This window comes from Mesorhizobium sp. J8 (assembly GCF_016591715.1).
Lineage (GTDB): Bacteria > Pseudomonadota > Alphaproteobacteria > Rhizobiales > Rhizobiaceae > Mesorhizobium.
Genome location: NZ_AP024109.1, coordinates 3,341,907 through 3,355,674 on the forward strand (window position 1 = coordinate 3,341,907; position 13,768 = coordinate 3,355,674).

General features: G+C 63.1%; 18 protein-coding genes. 9 read left to right on the plus strand and 9 right to left on the minus strand.

From position 1 onward, the window contains the following. Positions 1–82: 82 nt before the first annotated feature. Positions 83–1,126, plus strand: coding sequence for a glycerophosphodiester phosphodiesterase family protein (locus MJ8_RS15945; RefSeq protein WP_201415245.1), 1,044 nt, complete (start codon positions 83–85; stop codon positions 1,124–1,126). A 204-nt stretch (positions 1,127–1,330) separates the two neighbouring features. Here MJ8_RS15945 and MJ8_RS15950 read toward each other — a convergent pair whose 3' ends face one another. Further along, positions 1,331–2,203 (minus strand): aldo/keto reductase family oxidoreductase, encoded by an 873-nt coding sequence (locus MJ8_RS15950; protein WP_201415246.1) that lies wholly within the window; start codon positions 2,201–2,203, stop codon positions 1,331–1,333. Between the two features lie 95 nt (positions 2,204–2,298). Here MJ8_RS15950 and MJ8_RS15955 point away from each other — a divergent pair, with 95 nt between their 5' ends. Continuing rightward, positions 2,299–3,207, plus strand: a complete 909-nt coding sequence (locus MJ8_RS15955) for a LysR family transcriptional regulator (RefSeq protein ID WP_201415247.1) — start codon at positions 2,299–2,301, stop codon at positions 3,205–3,207. Positions 3,208–3,261: 54 nt separating this feature from the next. Here the strand turns inward: MJ8_RS15955 and rpsI are convergent, their stop codons facing one another. The 5 genes from rpsI to MJ8_RS15980 form a co-directional block, all read right to left on the minus strand. Further along, positions 3,262–3,732, minus strand: coding sequence for a 30S ribosomal protein S9 (gene rpsI, locus MJ8_RS15960; RefSeq protein ID WP_040999876.1), 471 nt, complete (start codon positions 3,730–3,732; stop codon positions 3,262–3,264). Then, positions 3,732–4,196, minus strand: a complete 465-nt coding sequence (rplM, locus tag MJ8_RS15965) for a 50S ribosomal protein L13 (protein ID WP_040983169.1) — start codon at positions 4,194–4,196, stop codon at positions 3,732–3,734. The genes rpsI and rplM overlap by 1 nt, the downstream gene beginning before the upstream one ends. A gap of 265 nt (positions 4,197–4,461) precedes the next feature. Continuing rightward, positions 4,462–4,860 carry a type II toxin-antitoxin system HicB family antitoxin gene (locus MJ8_RS15970; RefSeq protein WP_201409857.1) on the minus strand — a complete coding sequence of 133 codons (399 nt, stop codon included), beginning with the start codon at positions 4,858–4,860 and terminating at the stop codon, positions 4,462–4,464. Between the two features lie 31 nt (positions 4,861–4,891). Next, a complete protein-coding gene (locus MJ8_RS15975; RefSeq protein WP_201415456.1) occupies positions 4,892–5,077 on the minus strand; it encodes a type II toxin-antitoxin system HicA family toxin in 186 nt (61 codons plus the stop codon). Between the two features lie 44 nt (positions 5,078–5,121). After that, entirely contained in the window at positions 5,122–5,577 is a 456-nt protein-coding gene (locus MJ8_RS15980) for a PaaI family thioesterase (RefSeq protein WP_201409858.1), read from the minus strand. 154 nt (positions 5,578–5,731) lie between these two features. Between MJ8_RS15980 and MJ8_RS15985 the strand changes: the two genes are divergently transcribed. The 6 genes from MJ8_RS15985 (at position 5,732) to MJ8_RS16010 (ending at position 10,450) form a co-directional block, all read left to right on the plus strand. Continuing rightward, positions 5,732–6,553 carry an enoyl-CoA hydratase gene (locus MJ8_RS15985; protein WP_201409859.1) on the plus strand — a complete coding sequence of 274 codons (822 nt, stop codon included), beginning with the start codon at positions 5,732–5,734 and terminating at the stop codon, positions 6,551–6,553. 44 nt (positions 6,554–6,597) lie between these two features. Continuing rightward, positions 6,598–7,380, plus strand: a complete 783-nt coding sequence (locus tag MJ8_RS15990) for an AAA family ATPase (protein ID WP_201409860.1) — start codon at positions 6,598–6,600, stop codon at positions 7,378–7,380. A 10-nt stretch (positions 7,381–7,390) separates the two neighbouring features. Continuing rightward, on the plus strand, positions 7,391–8,146 hold the full coding sequence (locus MJ8_RS15995; protein WP_225247945.1) for a GNAT family N-acetyltransferase: 756 nt from the start codon (positions 7,391–7,393) through the stop codon (positions 8,144–8,146). Continuing rightward, positions 8,143–8,664 (plus strand): CoA-binding protein, encoded by a 522-nt coding sequence (locus MJ8_RS16000; protein ID WP_201409862.1) that lies wholly within the window; start codon positions 8,143–8,145, stop codon positions 8,662–8,664. Before MJ8_RS15995 ends, MJ8_RS16000 begins: the two co-directional genes overlap by 4 nt. Positions 8,665–8,823: 159 nt before the next feature. Continuing rightward, entirely contained in the window at positions 8,824–10,104 is a 1,281-nt protein-coding gene (locus MJ8_RS16005; RefSeq protein WP_201409863.1) for an O-acetylhomoserine aminocarboxypropyltransferase, read from the plus strand. 1 nt (position 10,105) lies between these two features. Then, the gene (locus tag MJ8_RS16010) at positions 10,106–10,450 is read left to right on the plus strand and encodes a cupin domain-containing protein (protein WP_201409864.1); all 345 of its coding nucleotides are present in this window, start codon (positions 10,106–10,108) and stop codon (positions 10,448–10,450) included. A 16-nt stretch (positions 10,451–10,466) separates the two neighbouring features. Here the strand turns inward: MJ8_RS16010 and MJ8_RS16015 are convergent, their stop codons facing one another. The 3 genes from MJ8_RS16015 to MJ8_RS16025 form a co-directional block, all read right to left on the minus strand. Then, a complete protein-coding gene (locus tag MJ8_RS16015; RefSeq protein WP_201409865.1) occupies positions 10,467–11,174 on the minus strand; it encodes a transporter substrate-binding domain-containing protein in 708 nt (235 codons plus the stop codon). Continuing rightward, on the minus strand, positions 11,171–12,433 hold the full coding sequence (locus MJ8_RS16020) for a cytochrome P450 (protein ID WP_201409866.1): 1,263 nt from the start codon (positions 12,431–12,433) through the stop codon (positions 11,171–11,173). The genes MJ8_RS16015 and MJ8_RS16020 overlap by 4 nt, the downstream gene beginning before the upstream one ends. Before the next feature lie 146 nt (positions 12,434–12,579). Next, positions 12,580–13,308, minus strand: coding sequence for a hypothetical protein (locus MJ8_RS16025; RefSeq protein ID WP_201409867.1), 729 nt, complete (start codon positions 13,306–13,308; stop codon positions 12,580–12,582). Positions 13,309–13,430: 122 nt separating this feature from the next. Here MJ8_RS16025 and MJ8_RS16030 point away from each other — a divergent pair, with 122 nt between their 5' ends. Further along, positions 13,431–13,763, plus strand: a complete 333-nt coding sequence (locus MJ8_RS16030; RefSeq protein ID WP_412177063.1) for a DUF6949 family protein — start codon at positions 13,431–13,433, stop codon at positions 13,761–13,763. Positions 13,764–13,768: the final 5 nt, after the last annotated feature.

The following is a 13,768-nucleotide window of genomic DNA, read 5'->3' on the forward strand; positions in this document are numbered from 1 at the left end:
GAAACAGCTAGCCGGCTTCGTTCACCGCCCTGTCATGGGCATCGCCTAACCGGGTCCCGATCCGGAACGGAGCGATTCCCCGATGCGAACACTCTGGCTGAGCCTTCTTCTGTCCGCTGCGCTTGGCGCTATCTCCGGCCAGAGTTTAGCCGGCGAGACACGCGCCGCCCAAATCCTCGACCGCTTCGAACATGCCAATCAGTGGCGCGACCATGTGATGATCGCCGCGCATCGCGCCGGCAGCATGCAGGCGGGCAAAACGCTTTACGCCGAGAATTCGCTGGCCGCCGTCGAAGGTTCGATCGCAATCGGCGCCGAGATTGTCGAGGTCGACGTCCGGCGTGCGAAGGACGGCGCGTTCGTCATCATGCATGACAGCTGGCTCGACCGCACGACCACCTGCAAGGGCGAGGTCGTGAACTACACGCTGGCCGAGCTGAGGAAATGCCGGTTGGTCATCGAGGGCACTGGTGCCGTCACCAACGAGACCGTGTCGACGCTGCGCGAGATGCTGCTGACGACCAAGGACAGGATCCTGATCAACCTCGACAACAAGCTGGAGGTGACCGACCTGCCCGGCATGATCGCCGAGGCGCGCGATCTCGGTATGGCCGATCAGGTGATCGTCAAGGAGAACCTCTGGAACCGGCAACGCATCGATGCCGCGGGCGCGGCGCTTGCTGAAGCCGGCGGCGGCTTCCAATTCATGCCGATCCTCGCCGACGACGCCGTGCATGATGCCGCCTTTGCCGCCGAGGTCGACAAGGCCTTCGCGCCGCGCGCCGTCGAGCTGATCAACTGGCGCAACGGCGCCGAGACGCTGACATCGACCGGCGGGCCGCTGTTCAGCAATCACATGCGCGCGGAAGCCGTGCGCGGCGACTGGCATCTCTGGGCCGACACCTACGCTATCGTCCACAAACCGGGCGGGTTCCTCGCCGGCGGCCGTGGCGACGAACTCGCCGTCGCCGCCGGCCTGCCGCGCGAAGCCTGGGGGTTCTGGGTGGACCGCGGTGCGACGATCATCCAGACCGACGAGCCCAAAGCGGCGATCGAATGGCTGACGGCGAACGGGTATCGCGTGCCGTACACTACAGAACCCGCGCATACGGCGAGCATTAATTAGAGCCGGCGCGGAAGCTGCCATCTCCCCCCTTGTGGGGGAGATGCCCGGCAGGGCAGAGGGGCGCGCTGTCCCGCCAGCATCTCAGTTTATTGCAATACGCTTTTCGTCAGTTTGTGGCCCTTCGCAGGTAACGGAGGCTGGCGCTCCTTCGCGCCCCCCTCTGGCCTGCCGGCCATCTCCCCCACAAGGGGGGAGATTAGCTGATCACGCCGCTCTCGCCACGCCATCCAACTCCCGCAGCGCATCCGCCGACAGCTCCAGCTCCGCCGCCGCCAGATTCTCCTGCAGATGCTCGACCGACGACGTGCCGGGGATCAAGAGGATGTTGGGCGAGCGCTGCAGCAGCCACGCCAGCGCAACCTGCATCGGCGTAGCGTCAAGCCGCTTCGCCACGCTGGACAGCGTTGACGACTGCAACGGGCTGAAGCCGCCGAGCGGGAAGAACGGCACATAGGCGATGCCGTCGCGTGCCAGCTCGTCGATCAGCGCATCGTCGTCCCGGTGCGCGAGATTGTACTGGTTCTGCACGCAGACAATGTCGCAGATCTTGCGGCCTTCCGCGATCTGCGCGCGCGTGACGTTGCTCAAGCCGATATGGCGCACCAGGCCCTTGCGCTGAAGTTCGGCAAGCTTGGTGACCTGCGCCTCGATGGAGCCCTCCGCCGGGCCATGCACCCCGAACATGATGCGCAGATTGACGACGTCCATCACCTCGAGGCCGAGATTGCGAAGGTTGTCGTGCACCGCCCGTTCGAGCTCATCGGCTGTGAAGGCGGGCAGCCAGGAAGCGTCCTCGCCGCGACGGGCGCCGATCTTGGTGACGATGGTGAGGTCGTCGGGGTAGGGCGCCAACGCCTCACGGATCAGCTTGTTGGTGACGTAAGGCCCGTAATAGTCGCTGGTATCGATATGGTTCACGCCTTGCGCCACCGCTTCGCGCAGCACGGCAATCGCCGCGTCATGGTCTTTCGGCGGGCCAAACACGCCTTTGCCCGCGAGCTGCATGGCGCCGTAGCCGAGGCGGCGGACGGAGCGGTCGCCGAGTTTGTAGGTGCCGGATTGGTTTACGCTGGACATCGTGGTTCTCCTTCGCTGTCGGCGACGGAGATAGGGCATGGCCGCTGTCCTGATAATCGCGTATAATCGGTACGGCTTGTGCGGAATTGAGAACAATGGCGACCGATCTCAACGATCTTCAGGCGTTCATGGCCGTGGCGCGCGCCGGCGGTTTTCGCGAAGGCGCCCGCGCCACGGCAGGCAGCGCCTCCGCGCTCAGCGAAGCCATCCGCCGTCTGGAAACCCAGCTCGGTGTCAGGCTCTTCAACCGCACCACGCGCAGCGTCGCTCTGACCGAGGCTGGAGCCGGCCTGCTGGCGCGGCTCGGTCCCGCTTTGGGCGAGGTGGAAGCCGCGCTCGATGTGGTGAACGGCTTTCGCGACCGGCCCGCCGGAACCCTGCGGCTCAACGTGCCGATCAGCGCCTCCCGGCTGGTCCTGCCAAGAATCGTTCCGGGATTCCTTGCGGCCTATCCGGCCATTCGCCTGGAGGTGATCGCCGAGGAAAACTTTATCGATCTGCTGGTCGCCGGCTGCGATGCCGGCATCCGCTATGACGAGCGGCTGGAGCAGGACATGATCGCCGTGCCGATCGGACCGCGCAAGCAGCGCTTCACGACCTCCGCGGCGCCGGCCTACCTTGAACGGCACGGTCGGCCACAGCATCCGCGTGACCTGCTTGGCCATGCTTGCGTGCGCGGCCGCTTCCCGAGCGGGGTCATCACGCCCTGGGAGTTCGAACGGGATGGTGAAGTGGTGCGGGTCGATCCCACGGGACCATTGCTCGTCAGCATCGGTGGAGGCGTCGATCTCGCTATCGATGCGGCGATCGCCGGCGTCGGCATTCTCTGGCTCTTCGAGGACTGGGTGCGCCCGCATTTCGACAGCGGCGCGCTGGAACCTGTCTTGGAACCGTGGTGGCAGGAATTCTCCGGGCCGTTTCTCTACTATCCAGGGCGCCGCTTGGTGCCGGCGCCACTGCGCGCCTTCATCGACTACATCAGGACGCCGGCCGGGCACTGGTGAGGAAACAAAAAGGCCGCCCGGAGGCGGCCTTCGTAAGCTTGGATATCGTATCGCTTAGCGCTTCGAGAACTGGAAGCTGCGGCGGGCCTTGGCCTTGCCGTACTTTTTGCGCTCGACCACGCGGCTGTCGCGGGTCAGGAAGCCGCCCTTCTTGAGCACCGAGCGCAGGCCCGGCTCGTAGTAGGTCAGCGCCTTGGAGATGCCGTGACGCACCGCACCGGCCTGGCCGGAGAGGCCGCCGCCGATGACGGTGGCGACGATGTCGTACTGGCCGGCGCGGTTGGCCGCGACGATCGGCTGGTTGAGGATCATCTGCAGCACCGGACGCGCGAAATAGGTCGCGAATTCCTTGTCGTTGACCGTGATCTTGCCGGAGCCCGGCTTCACCCAGACGCGCGCGATGGCGTTCTTGCGCTTGCCGGTGGCATAGGCGCGGCCCGACTTGTCGAGCTTCTGGACATGCACGGGCGCGGCCGGCTGCGCGGCGACGGTGCCGAGTTCTGCGAGCGAGGAAAGCTCAGCCATTACGAGGCCCTCTTGTTCTTGGAGTTCAGCTTGGCCACGTCGAGCGTGACGGGCTGCTGGGCGGTGTGCGGATGCTCGGCGCCGGCATAGACGCGGAGATTCTTCATCTGGCGACGGCCAAGCGGGCCGCGCGGGATCATGCGCTCGACGGCCTTCTCGACGACGCGCTCGGGGAAGCGGCCCTCGAGTAGTTGGCGCGCGGTGCGCTCCTTGATGCCGCCGGGGTGGCCGGTGTGCCAGTAATAGACCTTGTCGGTGTACTTCTTGCCGGTGAACACTACCTTGTCTGCGTTGATGACGATGACGTTGTCGCCATCATCGACATGCGGGGTGAAGGTGGGCTTGTGCTTGCCGCGCAGATGATTGGCGATGACGGTGGCCAGACGACCGACGACGAGACCTTCGGCGTCGATCAGCACCCACTTCTTCACCACATCCGCAGGCTTCTGCGAAAAGGTAGCCATGGTTTTCTCTCAGGTTGGACCTTCCAGACCCGAAGGACAGAAAGGCGTTTCTTGTTGCTTGGATTGGCGGGAGAGCCGGAGCCAACCGCCAATAACAAAACGGCGGCCGTTGCGGGCCGCTGCTTCGGGAGGGCTTATAGGCGAGGGCGCTTTGGGCGTCAAGGCAATGGAAAAAGAGTCTAGGTGAATAAATGCATAAAAAACAATAGCTTGCATTGGTGGTATTATTTTACCGCAAGCCGACCAGAGCTCATCCGCTTCGGGGCTAGTGCTTGGCTTCGATTTCCCTGCGGGCGGCGCTTGAGAGAAATGCGGACCTGGTAATGCCGCGCTCGCGCGCGGCGGCATCGATCGCACGTAGGACACCGCGTTCGAACGTCACGTTAGCCCTGACCACAGCGCTGTCATTGTCGATCAGCGGCACGGAAACTAAATATGCTCCTTCCGACAGTGCGGCACGGACATCGGGAAGCGATACAATCGCCTCGTGGCTGGATGGCTCAGGCACGGAGATATCCTCGGCCCAAAGTTGGAGGGCCTCGACTGCATTCGGCACGATATCCTCGGGTACGTCGGCAGCCGAAAAGCAGCCCGGAATGTCGGGGAACCGAATACCAAACGCGCTGTCGGCATCCTTCTCAACCAGCGCGAAGTAGTTCTTCATTGCAGTCTCCCGATTGCACGCGAATTCAGGTCTAGCGGATCCAGCCTGCTTGCTTGGCAATCGCGCGAGCGGTGCCGACTGGCAGGTCTTTTTCCGGGTGCGGAACAACAAGCACGACGGCCCCTTTTCGGAATTTGTGATGCGAACCCCGAACTGAAACCAATTCGAAGCCGTCCTCCCTCAACCGCTTTATGATGCGGCGGCTGTCGCGCTCGATCAAATGCTACCTATGCGCATATATATACACATCTATCTTCGGTATCAAGTTTGAGAGGACTTACGAGGGATGGAATAGGTTCCCGTGGCATGCGCCACAGTGTGCCCGTCCGGGCCCGCCACGATGTCGATATCGAACACCATCAGGCTCTTGCCGAGCTTCAGGATCCGGCAATGGCCGTCGATCGGACCCGCCTCGGCCTTGCGCATGAAGTTGATGTCGAGGTTGACCGTCACCGAGAGCGCGTCCGGTCCGGCGTGGCTGAGCACGCAGACATAGCCGCCGATGTCGGCCAGCGTGAACAGCGACGGACCGGATACCGTGCCGCCAGGGCGCAGATGCCTCTCATCAGCGTTGAGGCGCACCGTGCAGCCGCCGGGAAACACGTCGATCGCCTCATAGGCGATGAAATTGTCGTTGAGTTGCGGATAGACGCTTGCCATCAGCGCGTTGACTTCCACCGCATTGAGCATTGGCTTCAGATCGCTTTGGGCAGGCATGGGCAAACGTCCTATATGAGGTGGCAAGTTCCGGGCGATGTGCCTGGACCAAACGGTGTGACGGAGAAAACACGTCTCGCGGCTGTTCTTCAACCGGCACCGTGCTAGTTCTGTTGCTCCATGCGCCGCGAGTGCTGACCAAGAGAGATTTGACATGGCTGAAGTCGTTGCCATCAAGCCCGCCGTCGCCGACGGCCCCGTTCTTGTCAGCCAGGACAAGGGTATCCTGCGCCTCACGCTCGCCAGCCCGCCGGCCAATGCGCTGTCGCTGGCGACGATGGCGGCGCTGCAGGCCGAGTTCGATCGCGTGAAGTCCGATAAATCTGTGCGCGTCATTATCCTGGCGGCGTCGGGCAAAGTGTTCTGCGCCGGTCACGACCTCAAGGAGATGACGGCACATCGCGCCGAGCCGGATCGCGGCAAGGCCTTCTTCGAAAAGACCTTCGCGGCCTGCGCGACGCTGATGCAGACCATCGTGCGACATCCGAAGCCCGTGATCGCCGAGGTCGACGGTCTTGCGACCGCCGCCGGCCTGCAGCTGGTCGCGAGTTGCGACCTTGCCATTGCCTCGCACGAAGCGACCTTCTGCACCCCTGGCGTGAACATTGGCCTGTTCTGCTCGACGCCGATGGTGGCGCTGTCGCGCAACGTCTCGCGCAAGCAGGCGATGGAAATGCTGCTCACCGGCGAGACGATCGACGCCGCGACCGCCAAGGATTTCGGCCTGATCAACCGCATCGTACCGCGCGAATATCTCAATCAGGTCGTCAACAAATACGCGCAAACCGTTGCCTCAAAATCGTCTTTGGTAGTCAAGACCGGCAAAGAGGCGTTCTACGCTCAGGCCGAAATGGGGCTGGCCGATGCCTATGCCTATACTGGCCGCGTGATGGTGGAAAACATGCTGGCCCGCGATGCCGAGGAAGGCATCGGCGCCTTCATCGGCAAGCGCAAGCCGGAATGGACCGACGAGTAGCCGACTTGAATGGAGCCGCGCGGTTCTATCGCTGAAGGTTCGACGTGGCTGCCCGCAAGCAATTGACACGGCTCAAAGCGCCTTACCTCAAGCGTATCCTGCTTGAGCCGTCGCGCGTTGCCGACTGGGAGCAATATCCCTGGAGCCTGCCGATCTTCCGCGACCGCGAATTCGAGTTCGAATTCACTTCGGCCATCACCATTATCGTCGGCGAGAACGGCACCGGCAAATCGACGCTGCTGGAAGCGATCGGAGCATTGGCAGGCTATGACGAGGCGGGCGGCGGCAAGGGTTACCGTCCGGTAGATCATTCCATCGCCATCGACAAAAGCGGAGCGGCGCTAGCAGACACGCTGCGCGGCCATTGGTTGCCGAAAGTCACCGCAGGCTGGTTCTTCCGCGCTGAATCCTTCTACTCGGTAGCGCGCTATCTCGATAAGGTTGCGCTCGAAGATCCGTTCAAACCTCCGCCGCCCGATTTCCTCTCCTGGTCGCATGGCGAAGGCTTCATCCGCTTCTTCGAGGAGCGCTGCCGGCGGCAGGGCATCTACATTCTCGACGAGCCTGAAAGCGCGCTGTCGCCGACCCGCCAGATCGAGCTGCTCAAATTGCTTCAACGCATGGCGCAATCCGGCACCGCGCAGGTTATCATGGCGACGCACTCGCCGCTGCTGATGGCTTGTCCGAATGCGCGGCTCTTCCGCATCAGCCGCTTCGGCCTCGACCCGATCGATTTCCAGGACACCGATCATTTTCGCATGATGCGCGACTTCTGCAGCGACCCTCAGACGTTTATGGAGGAGGCGTTGCGGAACGTCGATGAGTAGCGGTGGGCGCGTGAGCCGGGAAGATCTCAATTGGGAAGTGGAAGAAGCCTGTCGCGAGGCGTGGCCTGCCGCGCTTGAGACCGTGGCTCTCGGATGGATGTTTCGCCGCTCGGGCGGACGGATAAGACGGCCGAACTCCGCCAACCCCTTGCGTGGCCAGCGCGGCGCGCCTGAGGGAGTGGTCGACGCCGCCGAGGCGTTCTACGGCGGCCATGGCCAGGCCCCGCTGTTTCGGGTCCCCGAGATCGCCGCCGAACTGGAGCCTGAGCTTGACCGTCGCGGCTACGGCTGGGAGGGCGGCACGATCCATCTCCACGCCGACATCGACGCGCTTGCGGGAGGCCAATTCGACGACGTCACGGTTTCCCAGGCGCCAAGCGAGCGCTGGTTCGAGGCGCGCTTTCGCACGGGTGGTTATGACGGCGCGGAACGTCGCGTCTTTCGTGAGATGACGGGTTTGATCGTGGGCGACAGGGCATTCGTGTCGTGCGAGCGTGATGGCCAAATCGCAGCCTTTGCCTTTGGCGTCATCCGCAACGGCCTGCTCGTCATCGAGGCGGTTGAAACCGACGCCGGATTCCGGCAGCAGGGGCTCGGCCGCAGGACGGTCGGTGGGCTGATCGGCTGGGCCAGGCGGGCGGGCGCTCAAGCCGGTTGCCTGCAGGTGGTCGCCGACAACACGCCCGCACGCGCGCTCTACGCCTCCCTCGGCTTCAACCGCGAGCTCTATCGCTACCATTACCGCAGGAAGACCACCGCAGCATGAATCACGATAGCTACGACAACGCCTACATCGCCGGCATTCTCAATTCGGTGAAGACGATCGCCATGATCGGCGCTTCGCCCAATGACGTGCGGCCGAGCTATTTCGTGCTGAAATACCTTTTGGCCAAAGGCTTTTCGGTGTTGCCGATCAATCCCGGTCATGCCGGCAAGCAGATCCTCGGACAGACGGTCTATGGGAGCCTCGCCGATCTGCCGCATCCAGTCGATATGGTCGACGTTTTTCGCGGATCCGCGGCGGTGCCCGGCATCATCGACCAGATGCTGAAGCTCGATCCGCTGCCCAAGGTCGTCTGGATGCAGCTTGGGGTCCGCCACGACGAGGCGGCAGCCCGCGCCGAGGCGGCCGGCATCAAGGTGGTGATGAACCGCTGCCCGAAGATCGAATACGGCAAGCTGTCCGGCGAGATCGGTTGGACCGGCGTGAACTCCGGCGTTCTGTCGTCGAAGAAACCCTTGATGCGCCAGGGGTTCCAGAGCTTCGGCGTTCGGCAGAAGTAGGCGCGTCGCGGTTCGCGCAAAATTATTCCGGGAAGAAATGCATTTTTCCGGGCGTTCGTCGCAGATCGCTCACCGAAAGGTATTTTCTTCTTTGCATTCCAACTCGGGCTTCGCCAAGAATGCCCAGCAATTTTCAAGGTTAGGAGAGGGAAGGTTTCGATGACCCGTACGCCCGGTTTCAACACTTTAGCCGTTCACGCCGGCGCAAAGCCGGATCCGGCAACCGGCGCCCGCGCCACGCCGATCTACCAGACTACGTCCTATGTGTTCGACGACGCCGACCATGCCGCCTCGCTGTTCGGGCTGAAGGCCTTCGGCAACATCTACACCCGCATCATGAACCCGACGCAGGCGGTGCTGGAGGAACGCGTCGCCGCTTTGGAAGGCGGCACCGCCGCGCTTACGGTCGCTTCCGGCCATGCCGCGCAGGTGATCGTCTTCCACAATCTGATGCAGCCGGGCGACAATTTCATCGCCGCCAACAAGCTCTATGGCGGTTCGATCAACCAGTTCGGGCACGCCTTCAAGAATTACGGCTGGGAAGTGCGCTGGGCCGACGTCAATGACCTCTCGACCTTCGAGAGCCAGATCGACGACAGGACCAAGGCGATCTTCATCGAGAGCCTCGCCAATCCGGGCGGCGTTTTCGTCGACATCGAGAAGATCGGTGACATCGCCCGCAGGCACGGCCTGCCGATGATCGTCGACAACACGCTGGCCTCGCCCTATCTGGTGCGGCCGATCGAGCATGGCGCCGACATCGTCGTGCATTCGCTGACCAAGTTCATCGGCGGCCATGGCAATTCGATCGGCGGCGTCATTGTTGACGGCGGCACGTTCGACTGGTCGAAGTCAGGCAAATATCCGATGCTGTCGGAGCCGCGGCCCGAATATGGCGGCCTCGTCCTACACGAGACCTTCGGCAATTTTGCCTTCGCCATCGCCGCGCGCGTGCTCGGCCTGCGTGACCTTGGCCCGGCGATCTCGCCTTTCAACGCGTTCCTGATCCTGACCGGCCTGGAGACCTTGCCGCTGCGCATGCAGCGTCATTGCGACAATGCGGCGAGCGTCGCAGGCTGGCTCTCCAACCATCCCAAGGTTGCCTGGGTGAATTATCCCGGCCTTCCCGGCGACAAGAACAATGCGTTGCAGAAGAAATACTCGCCGCAGGGTGCGGGCGCCGTCTTCACCTTCGGCCTCAAGGGCGGCTACGAGGCCGGTGTCAAATTCGTCGAGGCGCTGGAGCTGTTCTCGCATCTCGCCAATGTCGGCGACACCAAGTCGCTGGTTATCCATCCGGCCTCGACCACGCACCGCCAGCTGTCCGACGAGCAGAAGGTCAAGGCCGGCGCCGGGCCGGACACGGTGCGGCTGTCGATCGGCATCGAGGACGTCAACGACATCGTCGCCGATCTCGAGCAGGCGCTGAGCAAGGTCTGATATGTCGGCCTTTCTTGCCGTCGACACCGATACCGTGGAACCGGAGGCCGGCGCGCCGGCCCCGGATCGCTTGTTGTCGGGCGATCCGAAATTCCGCACCTGGAATGTCGAGGAGCGCGACGGCGGCCTCTATGCCGGCGTCTGGGAAGCGACGCCCGGCAAATGGCGCATCGTCTACGACGAATGGGAGTTCTGCCACATCCTGTCCGGCGTCTCGGTGATCGCCGAGGATGGCGGCGAGGCGCGCACCGTGCGGGCCGGCGACAGCTTCGTGCTGAGGCCCGGATTCAAGGGCACGTGGGAAGTGCTCGAGACGACGCGCAAGGAGTATGTCATCAAGCTTTAGTGCTTCGCAGCCGCGCTCAGAGCAGCCGGTCGATATCGTCGTCGGAAAAGCCATATTCGCTCATCATCTTCCGGTGCCAGGGACTACCGATCAGATCGCCCAGGCATCGATCGATCCGCTGGCGCAGCGCGCTGCTGCTTCTGGCCAACGCGAATGCGCCCGCTGCGGGCTGCTTCTCGGATGCGGGGATGTCGACGACGTCCGGCCGCACAGCGGGTCGCTGGGCAATGTACCCTCGGTGTGCCATGGCGACGCTGGCATAAGCCTGCACCGCACCATTCACCACTGCCTCTGCCGCCTGCGCCTGCGTGGCGAATATCCTGACCCGATCGGGCGCAACACCGTTTTGCAACGCGGTTTGATGCTGGATCTGACCCGATATCACGGCAAGTATCACTGAAGGGTTCTGGGCGAGGGAGCGGTAGCCCTTCAGCCCTAGAGGATTGTCCTTGGCGACCATCAGTCCGTCAGGCAACGACCAGATCGGCCGTGTAAAATCCACGAGCCTTTTGCGTTCGTCCGAGACGAACAAGCCGGTCGTCATGTCCCACCGGCCATCGGCTACCCCGGGCAGCAGTTCGGCGAACTCCGCTTCGATCGGCGAGAAATCCCCCAGGTCGAGCATCTGGCAAATTTTTGAGGCGAGCTTTGTATCGCAGCCATCGACCCCGCCGGAAGCATCGGTGAAGCAGAAGGGAGGTTCCTGCAGGAATGCGAATTTCATTTGCGGTTGTCCCGAAGAGCGACCATCAGCCTCTCCAGCCCATGGAAATGGTAGCTGTCGCGGAAGCGCGGCGTCTCCGTCAGGCGCAGATCCGGCAGCCGGTCGAACAGCGTCTTCAGCGAGACCTGCAACTCAAGTCTGGCCAACGGCGCGCCGATGCAGAAATGGATGCCGGCGCCGAAGGAGACATTCTTCTGGTCCGTGCGGGTCGGATTGAAGGTATCGGGTCCGGAAAAACCCAGGGGGTCGTGATTGGCCATGCCGAGCAGCAGCGCCACCATCTCTCCGGGTTTGACCAAAATGCCCGGCGAAACCTCGATCTCCTCATAGGCGTAGCGCAGGAACATATGCAGCGGCGCGTCGAAGCGCAGACATTCCTCGACGGTCGCGACATTCGCCTCGGGTGTCGCGAAGAACCGGCGCGGATCGCCGCCTTGCGCGAGGATCGAGCGCACCGCATTGCCGGTCTGATGCACAGTCGCCTCATGGCCGGCATTGAGAAGCAGGATGGCCGAGGACACCAGCTCATCTTCCGAGAGCTTCTGGCCGTTGTCCTGAGCTTCGATCAAGAGCGACAGCAGGTCGTCGCCCGGCTTCTTGCGCCGCTCCGCCACGTAACCGCGCAGGAAGGTCGCGAAATCGCGCGCCGCGCGGTTCGCCGTATCCTCCGTTTCGCGCGTGCGGCCATGCATGTACATGGCAACCATTTGATGCGACCAGTCGAGTAGTTGCGGCCCCATCTCGACTGGCACGCCGAGCATTTCGGCGATGATTGTGATCGGCAGGGGCGAGGCGTAGGCGGGCAGAAGGTCGACGCCACATGGCTCGAAGCGGTCGATGAGTTCGTTGGCCAAAGCCTCGATGCGCGGCCTGAGCCGCTCGACCTGGCGTGAAACGAAGGCGCGGTTGACCAGCGTCCTGAGCCGCGTATGCACCGGCGGCTCGAGCTCCAGCATCGAATTGGCCTCGATCGCGTCGAAGGCTGCGAGATGCGAGCGGTCGTCGCCGACGCCCCGGCTGTCTGGAATCCCGGCCGGGTTCTGCCTGCCGAAACGGCGGTCGCGCAGCAGGCGGTTGACGTCGTCGAAGCCGCCAAAGCACCAGACACCATAGTCTTCCCAGAAGAAAGCATTGGCAGCGCCATGCAGGAAGGCGTAGGCCTCGTAGGGGTTCTGCACGAAGGCTGGCTCGTGCGGGTCGAGACGCAGGCGGCGGCTGGCAAGGTCGAAAGCGAGATAGGCAGGCATCAAATCGGTCATGCCTGACCATTTAGCGCGCCTTATCAGCCTGATGCCAGACCATATCTTGGCGCCCGTGCAGCCGAAAGCGTTGAGCCAGATTGCCAGTTTGAAACGCCGGCTGCACGTCGAAATGATCCAGTTGGGTAGCCGGCTAGCCGCGAGCGTTAGTGACCCGTCTTGAGGATGCTCGCCACCTTATCCGCGATCGCCGCGTCGAGTGCCGGCCAGTTCGCAAGTAACTCGCGAGGGAAGCGGTAGGTGAGGCTGAGATCGTCGCCGACCTGGATGTCGCGCTCGCAGGGCGCCAGCGATTCCTCCGCGCTCGGACCGCTGAGGCAGCGGGCGACGAACGGATCCTTGCCGGGACGTTCGGCGACGGCCAGCACCTCGTTGAGATAGCCTGATTTTTCCGTGAAGGCGTAAACCGTCGTGCCGCCCGGGCCGGGCGTGCCCGGCCTTTCGATCAGGGCGCTGTAGATCGGCGCGAAACGGCCGCTCATGTCGCGCGACATCATGCGTGGCTCGAACGACAGGAAGATGATCTTCCTGGTCGTCGTGTGGTTGAAATCGTCGCGCGCGGCCGTGCTGTAGCCGTCCATCTCGGGATAGCGAAGATAAAGATCGAGCCGCGAGGCGATGCCGTCGCGCCTGGCCTGGTCGAAGCGGATGAAATTTGCCGGAACGCTGATGAGGTTGTTGCCCATGACGATCTGGCGCACCGTCGTGTCGTCCGTATAGCCGGCCATGGCGATCGACCGTCCAAACCATTTGCCGCCGACGCTGATCGCGACCGAAAGCAGCGCCAGCGCCGCAAAAATGTAGAAGACCCGCTTCATCAGGGTCGAATCGACGACCTCGAAGTCCGCGCTCTCGGCAGCCGTTGCGTCTCTCATTCGCTCTTCCTCGATCCGCCCGCCTGTCCTTCGGCGGCACAGCCGGCGCGGCATGGCTCTTGCAGCGCGTTGGCACGACTGTGCGTTTTCATGGTAAACGGTTGGTAAACATGGATCCTGTTGTGCTCGTTCTTTACGCGTTTGCGGTTGGTGTCACGGCCTGCGGACTGGCCGGCTCGGCCATGGAACTGTCGTCCGGCCGGCGCCTGGCCTTTGCCGAGCCCTATGTTTCGCCGGTCCATATCCTGCGCTCGCTCGCGGCAACGGCCTGCGCCGGCCCGTTCATGCTCACCAACGAGGCCTTGGCCGCCCGCCGCGAAGGCCGCATCGGCACGATGGCGCTGTTGTCCTGCGGCTGCACGGCCATCGTCTGGGCACTGGCGCTCGGCATCGTGCTCATCGCCATTGCATCCTGGGCAACCGAGAACTTAGGGTCCTTCGAATTCGCTGGTTGAGACGA